The sequence below is a fragment of the Chryseobacterium sp. SIMBA_028 genome, from assembly GCF_046535285.1.
Lineage (GTDB): Bacteria > Bacteroidota > Bacteroidia > Flavobacteriales > Weeksellaceae > Chryseobacterium.
On the sequence record NZ_JAWRWZ010000548.1, the window covers coordinates 1 to 255 of the forward strand.

Genomic DNA, 255 nt, shown 5'->3' on the forward strand with positions numbered 1-255 from the left:
GTAATAAGAACAGTAAAACTTTCTCCACAATCGAAAATAGGAACGATCCGTTTTCCATTTAGTATTTTATAATTCAATATAGTTGGCAAATAAAAGTATGCGCCCTCTACATCTTCAATTCGATATTTTAATTCCGGAATATTTCCAATATTTCTCACAAATACTTCTGATATTCCGAAATTCAATAATTCCTTAACTCTATTTTCTTTAGGTATAATGCTGGTCATAATAGTGTAGCTACTCTGAAATATACAG

At 29.8% G+C, this 255-nt stretch carries 1 protein-coding gene; it reads right to left on the bottom strand.

The window, feature by feature from the left end; genetic code table 11:
- Positions 1–227 (bottom strand): hypothetical protein (locus tag SCA31_RS24450; RefSeq protein ID WP_410699569.1); only part of this gene is annotated, 227 nt, incomplete at its 3' end.
- Positions 228–255: the final 28 nt, after the last annotated feature.